16 protein-coding genes are annotated in these 20199 nt (G+C 44.5%); 6 read left to right on the top strand and 10 right to left on the bottom strand.

Annotated elements, in window-relative coordinates:
* Positions 1–113: 113 nt before the first annotated feature.
* The 6 genes from IEE84_RS10180 to hutU all read right to left on the bottom strand — a co-directional run bounded on the left by IEE84_RS10180 (position 114) and on the right by hutU (position 8184).
* The gene (locus IEE84_RS10180) at positions 114–476 is read right to left on the bottom strand and encodes a roadblock/LC7 domain-containing protein (protein ID WP_179797756.1); all 363 of its coding nucleotides are present in this window, start codon (positions 474–476) and stop codon (positions 114–116) included.
* A gap of 244 nt (positions 477–720) precedes the next feature.
* A complete protein-coding gene (gene hutI, locus IEE84_RS10175; RefSeq protein ID WP_416383490.1) occupies positions 721–1998 on the bottom strand; it encodes an imidazolonepropionase in 1278 nt (425 codons plus the stop codon).
* A 97-nt stretch (positions 1999–2095) separates the two neighbouring features.
* Entirely contained in the window at positions 2096–3130 is a 1035-nt protein-coding gene (hutG, locus tag IEE84_RS10170) for a formimidoylglutamase (protein ID WP_224737766.1), read from the bottom strand.
* 44 nt (positions 3131–3174) lie between these two features.
* Positions 3175–4737, bottom strand: a complete 1563-nt coding sequence (gene hutH, locus IEE84_RS10165; RefSeq protein ID WP_191114087.1) for a histidine ammonia-lyase — start codon at positions 4735–4737, stop codon at positions 3175–3177.
* A 293-nt stretch (positions 4738–5030) separates the two neighbouring features.
* Complete coding sequence (locus IEE84_RS10160) at positions 5031–6395, bottom strand: YjiH family protein (protein ID WP_191114086.1); 1365 nt, start codon at positions 6393–6395, stop codon at positions 5031–5033.
* A gap of 70 nt (positions 6396–6465) precedes the next feature.
* Complete coding sequence (gene hutU, locus IEE84_RS10155) at positions 6466–8184, bottom strand: urocanate hydratase (RefSeq protein ID WP_191114085.1); 1719 nt, start codon at positions 8182–8184, stop codon at positions 6466–6468.
* 387 nt (positions 8185–8571) lie between these two features.
* Here hutU and IEE84_RS10150 point away from each other — a divergent pair, with 387 nt between their 5' ends.
* From IEE84_RS10150 to IEE84_RS10135, 4 genes are all read left to right on the top strand, one after another.
* Positions 8572–9345, top strand: a complete 774-nt coding sequence (locus IEE84_RS10150; RefSeq protein ID WP_191114084.1) for a UTRA domain-containing protein — start codon at positions 8572–8574, stop codon at positions 9343–9345.
* Between the two features lie 447 nt (positions 9346–9792).
* Positions 9793–10629, top strand: coding sequence for an amino acid ABC transporter substrate-binding protein (locus IEE84_RS10145; RefSeq protein WP_191114083.1), 837 nt, complete (start codon positions 9793–9795; stop codon positions 10627–10629).
* 14 nt (positions 10630–10643) lie between these two features.
* Entirely contained in the window at positions 10644–11387 is a 744-nt protein-coding gene (locus IEE84_RS10140) for an amino acid ABC transporter permease (protein WP_057762590.1), read from the top strand.
* A 124-nt stretch (positions 11388–11511) separates the two neighbouring features.
* Positions 11512–12255 (top strand): amino acid ABC transporter ATP-binding protein, encoded by a 744-nt coding sequence (locus tag IEE84_RS10135; RefSeq protein WP_057761251.1) that lies wholly within the window; start codon positions 11512–11514, stop codon positions 12253–12255.
* Between the two features lie 109 nt (positions 12256–12364).
* Here IEE84_RS10135 and IEE84_RS10130 read toward each other — a convergent pair whose 3' ends face one another.
* The 4 genes from IEE84_RS10130 to IEE84_RS10115 form a co-directional block, all read right to left on the bottom strand.
* Complete coding sequence (locus tag IEE84_RS10130) at positions 12365–13318, bottom strand: DMT family transporter (RefSeq protein ID WP_191114082.1); 954 nt, start codon at positions 13316–13318, stop codon at positions 12365–12367.
* 222 nt (positions 13319–13540) lie between these two features.
* Positions 13541–14188: an anthranilate synthase component II gene (locus IEE84_RS10125; RefSeq protein WP_191114081.1), complete on the bottom strand. Its 648-nt coding sequence runs from the start codon at positions 14186–14188 to the stop codon at positions 13541–13543.
* Positions 14189–14276: 88 nt separating this feature from the next.
* Positions 14277–15695, bottom strand: a complete 1419-nt coding sequence (locus IEE84_RS10120) for an anthranilate synthase component I family protein (RefSeq protein ID WP_191114080.1) — start codon at positions 15693–15695, stop codon at positions 14277–14279.
* A 99-nt stretch (positions 15696–15794) separates the two neighbouring features.
* Positions 15795–16070, bottom strand: coding sequence for a Trp family transcriptional regulator (locus tag IEE84_RS10115; RefSeq protein ID WP_191114079.1), 276 nt, complete (start codon positions 16068–16070; stop codon positions 15795–15797).
* A gap of 502 nt (positions 16071–16572) precedes the next feature.
* On the opposite strand from IEE84_RS10115, the gene IEE84_RS10110 reads away from it, so the two are divergent.
* Both IEE84_RS10110 and IEE84_RS10105 read left to right on the top strand, forming a co-directional pair.
* Positions 16573–18645, top strand: coding sequence for a TonB-dependent receptor domain-containing protein (locus IEE84_RS10110; protein WP_191114078.1), 2073 nt, complete (start codon positions 16573–16575; stop codon positions 18643–18645).
* 222 nt (positions 18646–18867) lie between these two features.
* Complete coding sequence (locus IEE84_RS10105) at positions 18868–20142, top strand: PepSY-associated TM helix domain-containing protein (RefSeq protein WP_267442788.1); 1275 nt, start codon at positions 18868–18870, stop codon at positions 20140–20142.
* Positions 20143–20199 lie beyond the last annotated feature (57 nt).

The following is a 20199-nucleotide window of genomic DNA, read 5'->3' as shown; positions in this document are numbered from 1 at the left end:
GCTTAGCCTACTACTTGTAGTACTCTCACTCGGCTTCCTTGTATTCAAACTATATTGAACCGACTATGTTTATAGTGATTAAAAAGCTAATAAATTCGATAAGCAGTCGCCAATCAAATGAGCTTTGCCAACGCTTCTGAAGCACGCTTAATATCTAGGAATATCAAGCCAAGCTTGGCGTTGGGTTTTGCCATGATGGTAAGTACCGCTTCATCGCCTGATGAGGTCATGATCACATAGCCTTTTTCGCCTTGAATCATGATGCGATCAATACCACCGCGTGCCAACTCGCGTCCTGCACGATCACCCAATGATAATAATGCTGCTGACATAGCACCCACGCGATCTTCATCCACGCCGGTTGGTAGAGCTGAAGCAATCATAAGACCATCGTTAGAGATTAGGGCAGATGCTTCAACATCTGCTGATGAACTGTTTAAGTCTTCCAATATCTGCTGAAATGAATCTGTACGCATATCGCTTTCTCTATACTGTTTGTTGATTTTTATTTATGAACTATAGTTAGCCAAAAATAACCCTGTTTAAAAAAGGGTATTATAAATCCTTACTAATAATATTGATATAGTAAATCCCTATTTAAAGTAAGGTTATGAAGGTTTTTTTCTTCAATTCCATAAAATTTGCAACATTGTTATTAAAAAAGCCCCAACCACTCAATGATTGGGGCTTTTCTAATGACGATAAATAAAGGTAGGTTGATTACAGTGTCTCGCGCCATTTTCCTTGAACCATGATACCCTGGATAGGGTTCAACCCCATCTGATAGGCCAAGTCAGCAGGACGGGCGATATCCCACAGTACTAAATCAGCATCACAGCCTACTTCGATTTTTCCTTTATTAGGTAGCCCTAACGCCTGTGCTGCATAAACGGTTGAGCCTGCCAATACTTCTTCAGGCGTGAGGTAAAATAGCGTACAGCCCATATTCATCGTCAATAACAGCGACGTCAACGGTGAGGTGCCAGGATTACAGTCAGTTGAAATCGCCATAGGAACTTGGTGCTTACGTAATGCCTCAATCGGTGGCAACTTGGTGTCACGTAGCGTATAAAACGCCCCTGGCAATATCACGGCAACGGTATTGCTAGCCGCCATTTTTTTGATGTCTTCTTCTGATAAGTGCTCTAGATGGTCGCTCGATAGCCCTTTATATTCAGCAACTAAGGCACTACCACCTATATCAGACAGTTGCTCAGAGTGCAGTTTGACTGGTAGATCCAATGAGCGAGCTACTTCAAACACTCGTCTGATTTGCTCTGTGCTAAAGGCGATGTTTTCACAGAAACCGTCGACCGCATCGACTAAGCCTTCTGCATGCAAGATTGGTAGCCATTCGCAAACTTGCTCAATATAGTCGTCCGCATGGTCTTTGTACTCAGTGGGTAGGGCATGCGCTGCTAGGTAAGTGGTACTTACATGGATGTCGTATTTTTCACCCAGTTGGCGCGCGACCGTGAGCATTTTTCGCTCAGTGTCCAAGTCCAAGCCGTAGCCAGATTTGATTTCGATACTGGTGACGCCTTCTTTCATAAGTGCGACTAAGCGTTTTTCACTTTGTGCAAATAGCGATTCAATACTGGCGGCGCGTGTAGCACTAACCGTCGCGACAATACCGCCGCCTTGTGCAGCGATGTCTTGATAGCTAGCGCCTTGTAAACGAGATTCGAACTCATTGCTACGATTGCCACCATAAACGATATGCGTATGACAATCGATAAGCCCTGGAGTTATCCATTTGCCATCCACATCTGTGATTTGGTTAGCTTGATATTTAGGCAAATGAGCAGTGATTTGATTCTGTGTTCCAATCCAAGCGATTTTGCCGTTTTTGATACCGATAGCCGCGTGAAGTAGCTGACCGTATGGAATGCTATCAGCGTTCTTATTTGCATCTACACCTGTATCAATGCCAAAACCATGCTGCGCTGAAAAGGTCGCAATATTGGCGTTAATAATGATGTGGTCAAATGATGTCATAGTAGACTCGTCTAGCGTCTGTTTTGTAGAATTTTTCAATACGGAGTTCTTTGATGCATTCATAATATGCTCCTAAATTATTGGGAGGCTAATGTGTTTAGGTGACAATTAAATACTGCTCTACAATAGTAGCTAGCAGTCGAGCAGCAACTTTGCAGCTACGACTGTCAATATCAAAGGTAGGATTGATTTCAGCAATATCTGCGATTTTTACTTTGCCTGATGCCATAATGGTTTTGACCATACGCTCAACGAAACCCAGCTCAATGCCGTAAGCAGCTGGGGCACTCACACCGGGCACAACACTAGATGGCAAGCAGTCCATATCGACGGTTAAATATATGATATCGACCTGATCTACAAAGCTTTTGACCCGCTCAGCAAGTGTATCCCAAGGCTGATAATGACAGTCTTCATCACTAATGACCTGTACGCCCAATTGCTCGGCACGATCAAAGAGCGCCGCCGTGTTAGAAAAGCGACTGACGCCTATACAGCAATAATGAAAGGGCTGATCGTGTGCATCAAGGTGCTCAGCAATTTGACGAAAAGGTGTCCCAGAAGTCGCCACATCAGACTGACGAATATCCAAATGCGCGTCAAAATTAATGATCCCGATAGTAGGCGCTGTGTTTGTGCTGATAGTTGCTTCGCTAGTATTTTCTAAGGCCTGCCATAATCCCAAAAAGCTACCATAAGCGATGGCATGACCACCACCAAGTCCGACGGGTAATCCGCCTTGCTTGATGATAGTGCTCACTGCATCGGCATATTTGATCTGAGCTTGCTCAAGAGTGCTCTCGGCAAGGCCATCATTATCATCACAATGAATGTCGCCAGCATCACCTAACAAGGTTGATAACTGACCATCAAAGCGTTGTTGCAATTCAGCGATGACTGGCAGCGTAGCAAAAGCTCGACGAATCAATGGCGGGGCTGCTCTAGCACCCACGCGCCCTTGATTGCGTCTGACGCCTTGATCACAGGCAAAGCCAATTAGTCCGATATGTTGTTTCTCATAGGGCTGAGCAAGCTGATACCAATAGCGGGCACGCGCAGTCTCAAATGGCTCTGCACGTCCTGTCCACTGGCTCATATCAGCAGGTGTATGGCTAATGGGTGTGGTAGTCATTGCTGTTCTCGCTATTGTCATCGCTGCTCTCCGCTTATTGATCTTTATTTAGAGTCGTACCAATCGCTGCGTAGTGACTGCCAATGTTCAGCAAGCGTACCGTCTAATACTAATTGCTTGGCGGCTTCAATATCAGGGGCTAGGTAGCGATCTTTGTCATAGAAAGTCACTTTTTCACGTAGTTTCTGATGTGCCACAGTCAGCGGCTCTGACGTATCTAGTCCGCGATGGAAGTCAATGCCTTGACCAGCAGCCAGAAGTTCAATACCAATAATGGTGGCAGTGTTTTGAGCCATTTCGTATAGGCGTCGTGCGCAATAGGTGGCCATAGACACATGGTCTTCTTGGTTGGCAGAAGTCGGGATACTATCGACGCTACCAGGATGGGCGATAGATTTGTTTTCTGAAGCTAGCGCTGCGGCAGTCACATGAGCAATCATAAAGCCTGAGTTGACGCCAGCGTTATCAACCAAGAATGGCGGTAAGCCACCTGATAGCGTCGCATCGATTAGCAAAGCGACACGGCGCTCAGACATAGAGCCAATCTCAGCGATTGCCAAGGCCAAGATATCAGCGGCAAAAGCGACTGGCTCAGCATGGAAGTTACCACCTGATATAGCAACTGGACCATCTTCGTTATTAAAGATAAGTGGATTGTCAGTTACTGCATTGGATTCGATAAGTAGCGTTTTCCCTGCTTGGTTGATGATATCAAGGCAAGCACCCATGACCTGCGGCTGGCAGCGTAAGCAGTAAGGGTCTTGTACTCTATCGTCTTGCTCACCGTCATGTGAGGCACGAATAGCACTGCCTTTGATTAGCTGACGGTGTGCTTTGGCGATTTCGATTTGACCATGATGGCCACGTACTTCATGAATACGGGCATCAAATGGTGAGTCCGAGCCTTTGGCAGCATCAATCGACATCGAGCCAACAATAGTGGCGGTCTCAAGCAAATCACGCGCTAAGAAATAACCCCGTAATGCTAGAGCAGTTGATACTTGCGTGCCATTGATAAGCGCGAGGCCTTCTTTAGCTGCAAGAGTAATAGGCTCAAGTCCATGCTGTGCTAGAGCGTCAGCAGCAGGTACTTTTTTGTCAGCGACAAACACATCACCTTCACCCATCATCGCAAGCGTCATATGTGATAATGGCGCTAAGTCACCAGATGCACCAACTGAACCTTTGGCTGGGATATTGGGTGTGATTTGATTATTGATTAAGCCAAGTAAGCTATCAACTACCTCGCGGCGTACACCAGAGACACCTTGCGCCAGACTGGCAACTTTCATCACCATAATCAGTCGTACCACGCCATCTGGTAGCGCGTCACCAGTACCCACTGAGTGAGAAACGATCAGGTTGCGCTGAAGTAGCTCAAGTTGGTCGTCACTGATACGTGTCTTTGCCAATAGGCCAAAACCCGTATTGATACCATAAGCGCTTTTGTCTCGTGCAATGATGGTGCGCACATCTTCGTGTGAGGCATCTATTGCGGCATAAGCGCTCTCGGGCAGTGTCAATATGACAGGCTGCTCATAGATATCACGTAGCATTTTAAAGCTAAGCTGGCGAGGGTGTAGGGTTAGTTGTTTGATGTCGTTCATAGGGGTAATCCTAGTGTTGTAAGCCGTATGGGTTATATTATTTTTGTTTAGGGCGTGTCCTCATTTTAAAAATGGTAATAAAAATGAGATAAATTGCCGTCAAACAAGGAAAATAGTGCAGATAATATCGAGATATTGACCAACTATTTGACGATGTTTGGCAAAATTTAGCTGTTTTTAGCCCATTTAGAGGACACTCGTTTGAATTGAGGACACGCCCTAGTATCTTTATTAAAATGAAGTTGTTAAAAGGATTTTAATCAACGAAATACTTATTATTGGGTTTGAATTTTTTAGCCAATCCAGTTGAAATACATAGCCAGATGTCCGAATGCCGCAGCCAATAAAATACTAAGTACAACGCGCTCGAACCAAATGATGACCATTTTGCCAACAGAGATAGGAATTTCAGTGGCAAGCACGCATGGAATCATGGCTGAAAAGAACAGCACACTGCTAATGGAAATGACCCCTGCCACATAGCGTGTCAGAATATCTGCCTCACTTAGTAGTAATGCTGGCAAGAACATCTCAGCCAATCCCGCTGACATGCCTTTGGCAGCGACTAGCGGTTCCGGTAGGCCGCCAAGCCATGTAAAGGGATAAAGAAGCAGGCCCAAGGCATCGAATACGGGCGTATATTTTGCTAATAGTAATCCTGTTAAGCCGACTGCGATGATAGATGGTACAATGGCGGCTGCCATCGTCAGGCCATCACGAAAGTTAGACCACAAGATTTGTTTGAGGTCAGTGGCACGGCGCGAAGTGGATAATCCCAAGTCAAATGCTGCAGCTAGCCGTGTACGACCTTTATGATCTAAAGTGGGACGTTCGACATGATCATCAAAGAGACTGATAGGCGGAATACGAGCAGTAATCGCAGTAACAATAAAGGTAATTACTAGCGTAGACCAGAAGAACATATTCCAGAACTCCATCAGACCAAGCGTTTTGGCAACAATAACCATAAACGCCGCTGATACAGTCGAAAACCCAGTCGCAATGATAATGGCTTCACGTGCTGAATATTGCTTTTGCAAGTACACACGATTGGTGATGAGTAAGCCAATGGAGTAGCTGCCGACAAAGGAAGCAACAGCATCAATCGCTGATGAACCTGGGGTTTTCCAAATAGGTTTCATAATCGGCTGCATGAGCACACCAACCATTTCTAGTAAGCCAAAACCAACCAAGAATGCCAGTATCAACGCTCCAAGCGGTACAATCATGCCGACTGGTAAGGCCAGTTTTTCAAACAGAAAAGGCAGCATGTCCTTTTCCATCATAAAGGTAGGCGCTACGTCAGCCACATACATCACTGCCAGTATCAGACCGATGATCTTGAAAGTAGTCATAATCATATGGGTGATATTTTTGCGCCATGAGCCATCGATAAATGGTTTACTCACTCCATAGAGCATGAGTAAAAATAATAGCGTCACGGACAAGGTATGCTGCTGAGTCACCAGATAGGTTGCGCCATGATCGAACAAAATCGTGCTTTTTTCACCAATGGTAAATGGTACGAAAAACATGACCAAACCGATCGCACTGAATACAATCAGCTGTATTAATGCAATAGTGGTTGATAGCAGTTTTTTTGACGATGTCGTTGCATTTTCATCGTTCAGATCAGATGCTGTATTTTGTTCAATCATATTATCCTCCTTGATAAGACGCCGATTATGTCCTTATACCCAGCTACAGCGTATAAGAACAAGGGACAAACTATTTGATCATTGGCAGATTTAGACCATAATCTTTCGCTGTTTTAATGGCCAGCTCATAACCTGCATCTGCATGGCGCATGACGCCTGAGCCGCAATCATTTACAAGCACGCGTGACAATCTTTTGGCTGCGGCGTCAGTACCATCCGCGACGATGACCATACCTGAGTGCTGCGAGTAGCCCATGCCGACACCGCCGCCATGATGTAGTGATACCCACGTCGCGCCGCCAGCCACGTTCAGCATACCGTTCAATAGTGCCCAATCAGATACGGCGTCTGAACCATCTTTCATGCTTTCTGTTTCGCGGTTTGGACTGGCGACAGAGCCCGTATCCAAATGATCACGACCAATGACGATTGGGCCCTTTAGCTCGCCGTTTTTGACCATTTCATTAAATGCTAAGCCTGCTTTGTCACGCTCACCAAGCCCTAACCAGCAGATACGAGCAGGCAAGCCTTGGAATTGAATACGCTCTTTTGCCATATCTAACCAGCGATGGATATGTTGGTTTTCAGGGAACAGCTCTTTGATTTTTTGATCAGTCTTATAGATATCTTCTGGATCACCTGAGAGCGCTACCCAGCGGAAAGGGCCTTTACCTTGGCAAAATAGCGGACGAATATAAGCAGGGACAAAACCTGGGAAGTTGAAGGCATCTTTGACCCCTTCATCAAACGCCACTTGACGGATGTTATTACCGTAATCAGTCGCTGGAATGTCCATCGCTTGCAAGTCTAAAATCGCTTGTACGTGTACGGCGCAAGACTGAGCAGCGACTTTGGTCAATGCTGCATGTTGCTCTGGATCTTCTTGGGCAGCTTTCCATTCATCAACCGTCCAACCGCTTGGTAGATAGCCATTGATCAAGTCATGCGCCGAGGTTTGATCGGTGACCAGATCAGGCTTCATGCCACCCGCATTAGCACGCTTGACCATCTCAGGCAAGATGTCTGCGGCATTGCCAAGTAGGGCGATAGAGACGGCTTCACCAGCGTCCGTATGTTGTTTGATTAACTCATAAGCGTGGTCAAGATTGTCCGCTTGTTTATCGACATAACCCGTGCGCAAACGGAAATCGATACTAGACTGCTGACATTCGATGTTTAACGAAGTCGCACCTGCAAAGGTAGCAGCTAGTGGCTGCGCACCGCCCATACCACCAAGACCAGCGGTCAAAATCCAACGACCCGCCCAGCTACCATCATAATGCTGACGACCCGCTTCCACAAAAGTCTCATACGTCCCTTGGACGATGCCTTGCGTACCGATATAAATCCAGCTACCCGCAGTCATCTGACCGTACATAAACAGGTCTTTGCGATCCAGCTCATTGAAGTGTTCCCATGTTGCCCAGCGCGGTACAAGGTTGGAGTTGGCAATCAATACGCGTGGTGCGTTTTCGTGTGTTTGAAACACGCCGACTGGCTTACCAGACTGTACCAGCAACGTCTCATCATCTTCTAACTCTTTTAATGACTCTAAGATTTGATCATAGCTTTCCCAATTACGGGCTGCGCGTCCGATACCACCGTAGACGACCAGGCTTTTTGGGTTTTCTGCCACATCAGGATGCAGATTGTTTTGCAACATGCGATAAGGGGCTTCGGTCAGCCAGCTTTTGCAATGTAGCGTGCTACCAGTAGGCGCAGCAATATTACGGCTCTCATCACGGCGAGTCAGCTTAGTCTCTTTGTTGGTTCCATTGTCAGTAGTCATGATCATATCCTTGTGATAGCAAATAGGGCGATAAAGTCATTAAAGTAAGTGTCTTACAGTCAGCCTAGGTATTCATCTACTAAGTATTTATCTACTACTAAGCGTTCATCTAAATTCATAGAAATATCGAATCGATAAAACAAATTTTCTAGCACTGCTGTATATTTGTATATACAAATTATCAAAGATGCTTTTTTCATGCAAGGATTTTTTTTCATGAACTGATTATTTTTGTTATTAACTCAGCCGATTTAGATAACTATCGAGTGAGTTGAAAAGCGTCCTAGTTAATACTGAATGCTCAGACATTTTGACTAAGGCTTGCACGGTGGTCTCGTGATATTATGTGGTCATTCCTATTAGCAAAACTGACGGTCAAAGGCGGATATGACAAAGACAATTCCGGCGTATCAACGCATAAAAAACGCCATACTAGACAATATTCATTCTGGTAAGTGGCAAGCAGGCAACGCGATTTCGACAGAAATGGCATTGGCTGAAGAGTTCGGTGTGTCACGAATGACGGTCAACCGTGCGCTAAAAGAGCTGAGCGAGGAGCGGGTACTAGAGCGTCGACAAGGGTCGGGCACGTTTGTCGCGCAGCAGCAGTTCAATCATACGTTTGTTGAGGTACGCAACATCGCTGAGGATTTAAAGTCAGCCAATCGCGACTATGAGGCACAGGTCGTGAGTAAGCGTGCTATTACGGCTGATATGCTCGATAATGAGCTGCGTCGTAAGTTTGGTATTAATGAAGGGGTTGTGATTGATGAAGGGGCTACGTCTGTAAACGCGATTGCTCAGACAGATGCTAGTGATAAAGCTGTCCTGTATGAAGTAAAAATCATTCACTTTGCTGATGGTCAGCCTATACAGTTTGAAGAACGTTGGGTTGATGCTAAAAAAGTGCCGAAGTTTATCGATCAGGATTTTAGTGTGGTCAATACCAGTGATTACTTGATTGCCAAAAGCCCTCTAGAGAGTGGTAGCTATACCATCCGAGCATTGGCAGCCCCTGATGAAATAGCTGAGTTTTTGCAAATTGCGCCGCAGTCACCAACGCTTGTGCTGCGTCGACAGACCTATTCGGCCGGCCAAGTCGTTACCTTTGTCAAAATGTGGCATGCGGGTGCTCGCTATCAGTTCTCAGGCGAGTTGTAGCAGATATAGTCAAGCCTATATAAATCCGCTACATCGTCATCCTCGCTAAGCATACTCATGTATAACTTGCATTCGGTTTGCTTGTATCGAAATTATATTGAACTGACTATAGCTTACGTATGCTCACTGATTGTGTACGTTTTTCTGTCTAAAGTGAGATACTATATCCATAAGCTGCTATTTAATGAGATAGCAATTGGCGTTAATTAAAGTCGCCAGAATATTTGAACAATCGTTAAAAATTAAAATATAATATAGAAACAGTATTGAAAAATAGCCCGAATAACCTCAAATCGGGCAACCAAAGCCGAATACCATAGATGAGCTTATATTGTTCTTCTGTGTCGGCTTGTCCTATTTATTAGCACCGTATATTTTATTAGTGCTGTGTGTCTTATTAGCATTATGTGTTTTTACTTTATTCATTCACTCTTATAAGGACGTCTTATGAAACGTCGTACTCTTTTAGCCCTTGCCGCCAGCACCATGTTCCTTGCCGCTTGTGGTCAATCTACTACCAACGAAGCCGATACCAGTGCAACTGACAGCGCTGCAACAGGCGGTTCTGATTTGCTACAACGTATCAACGACGGCGGCACTATCAACGTCGGTACAGAGGGTACTTATCCTCCGTTCACGTATCATGATGAGAGCGGCAAACTAACGGGTTATGATGTTGAAGTAACGCGTGCAGTCGCGGATAAACTAGGTGTAGACGTTGAGTTTAAAGAAACTCAATGGGATGCGATGCTGGCTGGTTTGGATTCAAAACGTTTTGATATGGTGGCTAACCAAGTTAGTTTGACCACGCCTGAGCGTAAAGCAAAGTATGACAAAGCAATGGCTTATAGCTGGTCAGGTGCGGTTGTATTGGCACCTACTGATGATAACCGTTATAGCTCGTGGGAAGGTCTAAAAGGTCTACGTACGGCGCAATCACTTAGCAGTAACTACGGCGAGCTGGCAGAAAAATACGGCGCAGAAATTGTCCCTGTCGACGGTATGGCGCAAGCGATTCAATTAGTGAAGCAAGACCGTGCTGACTTTACGATGAATGACAATCTAGCGGTATTGGATTATCTCAAAAAATTTCCAGATTCTAATCTTGAGATTAAGCTAACTGCACCTGCAAGTGAACAAACAGGTTCAGGCCTAGTGCTTATCAAAGGTGATGATGAAGTCGTAGCAAAACTAAATGACGCGATGGCTGAATTGGCGGCTGAAGGCACGCTAACTAAGCTTAGCGAACAGTTCTTTGGTGCTGATATAAGTCAACAAAAATAATGTCAGTTTCTATCATGTCAGCTTCTGTAATGTCTACATCATGGTTCGCGGACTTATTGGCAGTATTGCCATTTATGAGTCCTGATCGAGCGCAGATTGTCATCTCGTCGTTTTGGCCAATGCTCAAAGGCGGTATCTATTATTCGATACCGCTGGCATTGATCTCATTTGCGATTGGTATGGCCATTGCACTGACAGTGGCATTGATTCGTATCATTCCGCGTGCCACTTGGTTCCATGAAATCATCTATCGGCTCGCTCGTGTCTATGTGTCCGCCATTCGCGGTACACCGATGCTGGTTCAGCTGTTTATTATTTTCTATGGTCTGCCAAGTGTTGGGGTGAAGCTTGATCCCTTTCCCTCAGCGATTATTGCATTCTCACTGAACATCGGTGCTTATGCATCGGAGACAGTGCGTGCTTCGATTTTGTCGATACCAAAAGGACAGTGGGAAGCAGGCTCGACGGTTGGTTTGACGTATCTACAGACTTTTCGCCATGTGATTTTACCGCAGGCACTTCGAGTGTCGGTGCCGCCGTTGTCTAATACCTTTATCAGTCTGGTAAAAGATACCTCACTTGCTTCACTGGTGCTAGTCACCGAGCTATTCAAACAAGCGCAGATCATCACAGCTCGTAACTATGAGTTTATGCTGGTCTATACAGAAGCGGCAATTATTTATTGGGGTATCTGTCTGTTCTTGACCTTTATCCAAGGCAAGCTTGAAACTAGGTTAGATCGCTATGTGGCAAAATAATTGATGGTTGGATAATTATTACCCAGATTTTATTAGCTCCGTAGCCATTAGTCATACAAGCGCTTAAGAACAAGCACGCAAGAATAAACAGTCGCAAATAAAGACCAGTACAACAGGAATTTTTATGATCAAAGTCACTAATATTCATAAAGCCTTTGGTGGCAATCAGGTGCTAAAAGGCATCGACTTGACTATCAATAAAGGCAAAGTGGTCGTAATATTAGGACCTTCAGGATCGGGTAAAACCACCTTTTTGCGTTGTTTAAATGCGCTAGAGATTCCTGATCAAGGTGTGATTGCTTTTGATGACGATAGCTTGAGCGTCGACTTTGCGACTAAGCCAAGCAAAAAAACGCTACTAGCCTTACAGCGTAAATCAGGTATGGTATTTCAGTCTTATAACTTGTTTCCACATAAGACAGCCATTGAAAACTTGATGCTTGGGCCTACGGTAGTACAGGGGCAAAGCAAAGCGCAAGCCCGTGAGCAGGCATTGGTACTACTTGAGAAAGTTGGACTGTCGGACAAAGCGGATCTCTATCCGTTCCAGTTATCTGGTGGTCAGCAGCAGCGTATTGGTATTGCCCGTGCGCTTGCTATTGAGCCGTCATTATTACTGTTTGATGAGCCAACCTCTGCACTTGATCCAGAGTTGGTACAGGATGTGCTAGAGACAATGAAGCAGCTCGCCTCTGAAGGTTGGACGATGGTCGTAGTGACTCACGAAATCAACTTTGCTCGTGACGTTGCCGATCATGTTGTACTGATTGAAGACGGTCATGTGGTCGAAGAAGGCAGTGCCAAACAGCTCTTTGAAGACTCAAAGCATCCTCGTACACAGGCATTTCTGCAACGTATTGAGCAGTAAAAACGTTTGTTTTTGCGTAAGCGATAAAAAAAGCCCCAATCATGATGTAATGGTTGGGGCTTTTTTTATCGCAATAAATAGGACGTATTTCAAATAAATAGACAGTAAACTATACTTTTTGTCGTTGTTTTAACCAGCGAGGTACGCGAGTAGCAGTACCATTTAATACAGCATTTAATAAAGCTGCTAGCAAAATAAGCGCCACGCCCAAATACTGAATCCAAGACAAAGATTGATGCAGTAATAGCATCGCGAGCGCAATAGCAGTCAATGGCTCGAAAATCGTAAATACCGATGCGCGAGTGGCGGGCAGCTTTTCCAATGCCTTCATATATAGCCCAAATGGCACGACGGTTCCCAATAAGGATAATCCCAAAACATAGCCCCAAGTCATTAAGGGGAGATCTAATAGCTGATTATAAGTGTTATAGGTCTCAGGCAAGAGCAGTAGTACGCCAGCACTAATGATAATGGAAGTGAAAAATACCAAAGGGGCAGGGTGAGCATAATGCATCGCACGTTTACCCAATACGCCATATAACGAATAACACATCCCTGCTGATAGGCCGAGTAAAATCCCCCAGTTAATTTTTGCTTGCTCACCTAGCATCGTCAATCCAACGCCAAACACTGCCATGAGTGCTAGCAGCACTGATTTACGAGTGATGGACTCACTCAGTAAGAACTTTGAAAACAATAAACTAAATACAGGCGCGGTATAGAGTAAGGCAACGGCAGGGCCAGCGCCAACGTAGCTTACCGCAAAAAAATAGCAGACCGACATGCCAAGGACACCTATTAACGACTGCATCGCCAAACCAAGCCACTGTTTTGGCTGTAATTTGATAAGGTGTGGCCATAGTGTTGGTAGCATGGCTAAAATGATAAAGGCCGCTGTGACAATGCGTAATATGGTTACTTGCCACCCACTAAAGCCAATTTGGTTTAGGTAAGTCGAGAATATACCCAAGGTGCCCCAGCAAATAGCAGCCGTGATGATTTGGATGGTGCCTAGCCATGATTGATGCGAATGGGTCGTCATTCCGTTGTCGATGTTTGCCATACTGTTTTCTTCTTACGATCTAAGTGACACAAGATGTTGTAAAATTGCTATTGATACAATCTCTCCAAGCAATACTGAAATAAGAAAAGACAACCTGATTAAAGGCTGTCTTTTGTTTATTCTTTTGAGTCTATCACTAAAAGATTATAAACCGCTACTAGGTCGTGTGCTAAATTTAATCGACTGTCATTTAAAATAGAAGGCGTGGCTGGATAGTAGTGCTCACACCTGCAATAAAAAGTTACTCAGCAATCGTTTAGCACCTTCAGTGGCAAACGACTCAGGATGAAACTGTACGCCTTGGATTGGGTACTCTTTGTGCGCCAGTCCCATAATCTCATCACCAGTCAATGCTGACTCAGCAAAGCTCAATTCAGCACGGCTGTCATTGGCGACTACTGAGGTAATCGTCAGACAGCTTGGGATGGTGTCGGCTTTTACCACCAGCGAGTGATAGCGCATGATCTCAAGCTCTTGTGGTAAGCCTTGATAAATACCTGAATTATCATGGCGAATTGATGAGACCTTGCCATGCATCGGTACACTGGCGCGTACCACATCACCGCCAAATACATGAGCAATGCCTTGCATACCCAAGCAGACACCTAATAGTGGCACAGTTTTGCCTAGTGTTTCAATGACCTCGCTACAGATGCCAAAGTATGCGGGATCATCAGGGGAGCCAGGGCCAGGTGAGATAATGATTCTATCAAGATTCATCGCTTCCACGTCTGCTAAGGTGATTTCGTTATTGCGTTTGACGATGACGCTGGCTTCTTCATCACTGTCTAAGGTTTGCAAAATCTCGCCCACATACTGGTAGAGATTAAAGGTAAATGAGTCGTAGTTATCAATAATTAAAACATTCATGGGTCATAAACTCTTTTATAAAAATATAGCTAGGTAAAATATGGTCAATTTATGCAGTACGTTTAGTATGAATTATGGCTGATACGAATTACGACTGCATAAAGCTGTCTAACACGACTTTCATCGCCGACAGTTTACGCTGAATCTCTAAGTACTCATCAGCTGGGTTGGAGTCGTAAACGTTACCGCCGCAAGTTTGAGCGTAGGCAGACTCGCCATTGATAAACAGACTGCGAATAGGAATGGCAAAGATACAATCACCATTAAAATTGAACGAGCCTAATGCACCGCCATAAGCACCGCGGCCATCTGGCTCTAGCTCATTAATCACTTTGATGGCTTCTACCTTGGGCGCGCCTGACAAGGTACCAGCAGGGAAGTTACTGGCAAGGGCACTAAACATATCTTCGTTAGGATGCAAGATCCCAACGATTTCAGAAGAGATATGCTGCACGTGAGAGAAGCGTTTGATATCCATCAAACTACGTACTTTTACCGTACCAAATCGTGCCACACGGCCAATATCATTGCGATGCAAATCCACCAACATATTATGCTCGGCAATTTCTTTGTCATCGTTGAGCAAGGCGCGGGCAAGCTTACGGTCTTCAATCACATCGACGCCGCGTTTAGCCGTTCCTGCGAGCGGATAGGTTTCCATTTCACCCTGACGCAAGCGGAATAGCAGCTCAGGCGAGGCACCAATGATGCACTGTTGCGCAAATTTCATAAAATACATGTGCGGTGATGGATTGACCGCGCGCAGCTTTTCATAAATCGGCATCTTGTCACCGGCAATACGGTACTTAGATTTAAACCCAACCTCGCACTGAAAAATACGCCCAGCGATGATGTCTTCTTTGACTTGCATGACGACATTGGCATGCTCTTCTTGGCTCATACCATCACCTAAAAATTCAACTTTAGGCGCTTCATAGCTAGGCGTTGGCTCATCGAGTAGGGCTTTGATTTGCTCGATGCGGTTTTCTTGTTGAGCAGTTGGGTAATAAAAGTAGAAGATTTCTCCAGTCATCTTATCTAGGGTCAATCCATCTAGATACACGCCAAACTTAAATGGTTCGAAGTCTTCACTGGCCTTTGCATTGAGGCTAGGTTCAAAGAAGTTCACGCAGTCATAACCCAAATACCCGACTAGACCACCGCTTTGATCGCGAGCGATAACATGCTGGGGCGTTATATCACGCAGTAGCTGATAAGGGTTATCGGTTTGATAGCAACTTGTTTCAGCAGTTTTGTTATCGGTAATGGCAAGCGTGTTGCGGTCTAATGCGGCGATAGTTGTCACAGGGTCAAAGCCAATCGCATGATGGCGCGAGATATGGCTGTCTTCACCTAATGATTCGAGTAAATAGCAGGTATCAAACGCGCTTTCGATACGTTTGAATAATGCAAAAAAATCGATATCTTGCGTCAGTTTGATACGTTGTGGTTTGCTCGGGATATCGATAGGAGCAGGTTTGGTCTGTGTGCGAGTACTAGAGGTCATAACAAAGTCCGAAATGGTTCAAATATGTGTTGATTGATAAGTTTCGATTAATAAGTATAAGTTTCGTCAGTAAAAAGCTAGATAGTATCGTTAAAATGGTTAAGAGTGGTCTCTATGAGTAGCCAGTAACGCACTGACATCATGGCTTTGCTTGGCCTTGGCACCGCGAGAGACAGTGGCGATACCAACACCTAGTTGCTCAGAGATATCACGCTGGGTGTTACCACGATCTAGCAAGTCAAAAATCCGAATACGATTGGCAATGTCATGCTGTTCTTTATGGGTCAGCAGGGCACTGAGCAGCTTTTCGATATCTGCGCTATCAGCACAGTTGGTCAAATGTTTCACTAAGCTTTGATAAGGATCGGTAGTCATAGTAGGTAATCTTAGCCAAAGAAAATAGATAGGTCGGTTATTGAGCAATTTTTCGCTGCGAACCATCTTGTTTCAGCATTCTAGTACAGTAGTACAATAAAAACAAGTGATGAGCTAAGTTAATAGCAGACTGATGTAGAAGTGATAAGTTCCTACACCTGACTACATATAGCCTTCATACATAGCCAAAATCATATTGAATGCTATATTTACGGCTAGTACAGAAGCATTTTCGCACTCTCTCAGCATATTCAGAGCTAAAACTGAGAATTTATTATATTAATTATTGCCAAAGTGTTAATACTTCGTTATTATGCCTCTCATTATTTAAACGCTAATCATTATCATTAACATTAATCATGTTATTTGCATAACGAGTTAAGTGTTTTCAAGATATTCCATCTTCTGGTAGGCACTATTTTAAGGGTTGTTTGACGACAACTTTTAAAAATAATTCTAAACATTCTAATTTCTGACAGTAAACAAAGTGAGTAAATGTGTTATGCGCGAAGTAAAGTTATCTAGTCAATTGACAGTATTGTCTATCGGTGTTGCCGCTGTATTGTGGACACAAGCTGCCAGTGCCGCAACGGCAGCAGATATGCCAAACACGACATTGCAGACTATCACTGTAACAGCAAATAGCTCAGTACGTGACGCTGTACAAGAAGACTCTGTCTACATAGATGACTACACCCCAGCTGCACAAGCCAGCCATTTGAGCGATTTTCTGGACGTTGTACCAGGGGTAAGCGTGGGCGGTACCTCATCAGTCAACCAACGTATTCGTGTACGTGGTCTTGATGATACCAACCTAAAAGTAACGATTGATGGCGCACGTCAAGAAGGCGCGTTGTTCTACCATATGGGTGACGTCACTATTGATCCAGATCTGCTAAAACAAGCAGAAGTATCAGTGGGCAATAACTCAGTAACGCTAGGCAATGATGCTATCGGCGGTGCGGTTGCTTTTGAGACAGTCGACGCGGCAGATTTACTCAAGCCAGGTCAGAAGATAGGTGCTAAGCTGCATACAGGTTATGCTAGCAACAATGATGAACTGCTAACCTCAGCTACTGTATATGGTGCGCCAACAGAAAATGTTGATTTACTGGCTTATTATGGCAAACGCAATGCAGACGCTGGTGAAGACGGTAAAGGTCGTAAAATCCAGACGGAAGACAGCGAAGGCGAAAACATCCTATTAAAAGCCGGTGCTTATGTCGGTAGTGACCATCATGTAGGCGCTAGCTTTAGCCGTACCGAAAACAAAGGCAAGTTCCCATTACGTCCAGATTTTCCTGCTGGGGGCTGGAACCCAATCATCCCGCAGGAAGTCAAACGTGATACCTATGCGCTTGACTACGCTTACAGTCCTGCTAACCAGTTGGTTAATGTAGATGCCAATGTCTATCAGACTAGCACGCAGATTTTGCGTAACTCTGATGGCGAACCTGGGTTTGAGTTTGATGCAGAAGTCCAAACCACAGGCGCAAAAGTACAAAACACCAGTATCATCGATAGCAGTATTATTAACGGTGTGCCAGGGGTTCATAAGTTAATCGCTGGGGTTGAGCATTACAAAAAAGAATCTGAGATGACACGCGACTTTGGTAATGCGAGCACCGATGAAGCAACCAATACTTCAGTGTATCTAGAAGACCAGTGGCAAATGGGTAAGCTTAGCTTAACGCCAGGCGTCCGTTATGACCGTTATGAGTCTCCAGAATATGTATCTGCTGGCAAGACTTATGACAATGTCGTTGGCGCACTAGCTGCTAGCTATGAGATTGCACCGCGCACCCAACTATTTGCAAGCTATACTCAGTTATTTAATGGTCCAGATCTTAGCCAAACGATTTTTAATTCCGATGGTGTTGGTACATATGTCAATGACGACTTAAAAGCAGAAGAAGGCGACAATGCAGAAGTCGGTATTGCTACAACGCTGCGTGGTCTGACAGTGGCTGATGACTCTTTAAAGTTAAGTGCTAAATACTTTGAAACCAATATCGAAAACTATATTGAGTTTGTACGTGCAGGCAATGGTAGAGTTGGTTTAGATTGTGCGACTGGACAACTAAACGGTAGCTGCCAAGGTGTCATTAATAATGATGAAGATTTTAAAATCAAAGGCGTAGAGCTATCAGCTGATTATCGAGCAGATAACTTCAACATGGGTCTAAGCTATGCTCGTGCGCGTAGCAAAGGCGAAGATACGGGTTACAATATCTCTTCTGTCAGTGGTAGTGGCTCTGAGTCTGGCGATAAGTACATGGTCAACCTAGGTTACGCTCCAACCAACACAACTGAGCTTGGCTGGCGCAGTACTTATGTCGCCGATGTGACACCGAATACCGCTGGTGATGACAACGAAAAACCAGGCTATGACGTGCACGATATCTTTATGACTTATACGCCAACTCAAATCGAAGGTTTAAAGGCCACACTAGGTGTGTACAACATCTTTGATGAGACTTATGCAAGCCATGCGTCACGTAACTCTATCGATGATGCCTATACTGATTTTGAGATGGGACGTAATATCAAAACGTCTTTAACTTATCAGTTCTAATCTAGCTTATCGAATTTAAGTCTAATCGTACTTATAAAGTCAGCTGTCTTACACGGGAGCTGGCTTTTTATTGCCTATTAGCTTTTACATTGGCTATAACAGTAATGATGTATTAACTGATAAGCATCTACCAAAACAATATATGATAAAGAACCAACACTAATGATTTCATTCAATCCTCGTCAAGCTTGCCTATGGCTCCATCGTTATACTGGGCTTGCCATGGCAGCTTTTTTAATTATCACTGGTATTACTGGCACATTATTGGCATTTCATGACGAGCTAGACGATATCTTTAACCATAAACTGGCTCAGGTTGAGAAACAAAACGCATCACATCTGCCTATTGCAGAGCTTCATGATAAGGTCATTAGTGCGTACCCTCAATATGCTTTTTCTAGCATGCCAACCTCAATAGCAGCAGAGAGGTCAGCCGTATTTTCGGTAGATAGAGCACGAGGAAAAGCCATCCAAAACCAACCAAAAGCACCGTTTCAACAAGTTTATGTCCACCCTTATACTGGCGATATCATTGGTACTCGTGATAGAGATGAGTGGGCATGGCACAACACCATGTGGAAAGTGTTTTGGTTACATCGCGATTTATTATTGGGTGATATTGGAAAATTGCTACTAGGGATTGTCGCGCTCGTGTGGACGATTAATTGCTTTATTGGCTTTTACTTAACGTTTCCTAGAGCGATCAAGAAAAAAGCACAGAATCAAACCTCGCCTAAAAAACGTGCCTCCTTTTTGAAACGTTGGTTACCAGCGTGGAAAATTCGTACCAAAAGTAATATGTTTAAATTGAATTATGATCTACACCATGCCTTTGGGCTATGGTTATGGATCATGCTGTTTGTCATCGCGTGGTCGAGTGTTGGTTTTAACCTAAGACAGGTCTATCAACCTGTGATGCACGCTGTCGTAGGACTCGAGGAAAGAGGTGAGAGACAGGAGAACTCAAGAAAACCACATGGAAAAGCAGAGCAGACTTCTGGTACAGAAACAGCGACTAGAGTTGAAGCTGTAAACAATGAGGCTGTCGACGTCGAGGCTGTCGATATGGTCAACAAAGCCAATAGTATTGCTTATTTAAGTGAACAGGCAAACATCGCTGCCCAAAGCAAGGGTATGATAGTACGAGAGTTTTTAGGCATACGTTGGATTGAGGACGAAGGTCAATGGCAGCTGCGCTTTAAGACAGATAAGGACATTGGTAAAAAAGGCGGTGCATCATCCATCACGGTCAATGCAAAAATGGGTAGCGTTGAACAGGTGAACTTTGGCTACCAGAACTCATCATTTGGTAGCAAAACCAACAATTGGTTGATGACTTTACATATGGGTCATATTGGCCATGGCATCGGCCACTTACTGTATCAAATATTTTTAGCACTGGTAGGTTTGGCTGTGACAGTGTTGTCCATTACGGGCGTCTATCTATGGTGGAAAGGTCGACAGCAACGACTTAAAGCAGCGCAAAAACTTAAATAGATATTAAGAGATAAAATTAATGTGCTCAATATAATGCTGGTACCAATGTACTGGCAC

It is taken from the genome of Psychrobacter sp. 28M-43, from assembly GCF_014770435.1.
Lineage (GTDB): Bacteria > Pseudomonadota > Gammaproteobacteria > Pseudomonadales > Moraxellaceae > Psychrobacter.
Note: the sequence above shows the minus strand (reverse complement) of the source record. Positions and strands in the feature narration are given on the sequence as shown.